Consider the following 444-nt stretch of genomic DNA (forward strand, 5'->3'; position numbering starts at 1 on the left):
CCGCCATCGGCGCGCGTGGGCGGCGTGGGCGTCAGATAGACCATCGGCGGCACCGATTCGCGGTGGCCGCGCAGCACGCCCGCCAGGTCGGCCGTCTCGACCGTGCCCTGCACGCGCACCTCGATCCCGGCCACCGGACCGCGCACCGACCAGCCCTGCACCCAGTCGCCCGCCCCGTCGCGGAAGGCCCCGCCCGGCTGGCCGTCGGTCACCGTCACCTGCCAGTCGCGCACCCTCTGCCCGTCGCAGGCCGACGGCGTCAGCCGATGGCTCTGCACCACCCCCCGCACCGGGCGGTCATAGCTGTAGCGCGTCACATGATCGACCGTCAGCAGCATCACCGCACGTCCCCGCTCAGATAGCTTTCGTGGATCACCGACCCCAGCGCCGCCGCCTCGCGGATGAAGCGCGACAGGAATTCGTGCAGCCCCTCGTCAAAGATGT

Annotated in this window: 1 protein-coding gene; it reads right to left on the reverse strand. The window is 72.1% G+C overall.

Annotated features, from left to right (window positions below):
- Positions 1-338 (reverse strand): transglutaminase N-terminal domain-containing protein (locus tag ACLD7X_RS19000; protein ID WP_411425236.1); only part of this gene is annotated, 338 nt, incomplete at its 3' end.
- Positions 339-444 lie beyond the last annotated feature (106 nt).

This window comes from Aphanothece microscopica RSMan92, assembly GCF_046613545.2.
Lineage (GTDB): Bacteria > Cyanobacteriota > Cyanobacteriia > PCC-6307 > Cyanobiaceae > NIES-981.